Here is a 725-nt window from a genome sequence, read left to right as displayed (position 1 = left end):
CGTTGACGAAGCTCGTACCCCGCTGATCATCTCTGGACCTGCCGAGGAGAACAAGCAGTGGTACCCGGAATTCGCCAAGATCGTCTCGCGGCTCGAACGCGACGTTGACTACGAGGTGGACGAGAAGAAACGCACCGTCTCTGTACTTGGGCACGGAATTACCGTCGTTGAGGAGAGGCTCGGTATCGAGAACCTTTACGAGTCAGCGAACACTCCGCTTATCGGGTACCTCAACAACGCCATCAAGGCCAAGGAGCTTTTCCACCGCGACAAGGACTACGTCGTCGTCGGTGGTGAAGTCCTTATCGTTGACGAGCACACCGGCCGGACTCTTGCTGGCCGTCGTTACAACGAAGGCCTCCACCAAGCCCTTGAGGCCAAAGAACACGTCGAGATCAAGGACGAGTATCAGACTCTCGCCACGATCACCCTGCAGAATTACTTCCGCATGTACGACAAGCTCGCCGGCATGACGGGTACAGCTAAGACCGAGGAAAGCGAGTTCCAGAAGATTTACGGTCTGGGAGTCATCCCGATCCCGACGAACCGTCCGATGATCCGCAAAGATCAGAAGGACCTCATTTACCGCACCGAGGATGCCAAGTTCGACGCCATTATCGCCGATGTTGTTGAGCGTCACGAGGCGGGCCAGCCGATCCTTATCGGCACTGCGTCGGTGGCCAAGTCGGAGCTGCTTTCCGAAAAGCTCAAGCGTGCCGGTGTTC

The 725-nt window shown here is 57.0% G+C and carries 1 pseudogene; it reads left to right on the top strand.

Annotation, left to right across the window (positions count from 1 at the left end):
- A pseudogene (locus tag ACH34W_RS55495) lies at positions 1-725 on the top strand (preprotein translocase subunit SecA); the annotation flags it as partial.

This window comes from Actinomadura sp. 6N118, from assembly GCF_044326415.1.
In the GTDB taxonomy this organism is placed as follows: Bacteria; Actinomycetota; Actinomycetes; order Streptosporangiales; family Streptosporangiaceae; genus Spirillospora.
This window is presented reverse-complemented; position numbering and strand designations above follow the sequence as displayed.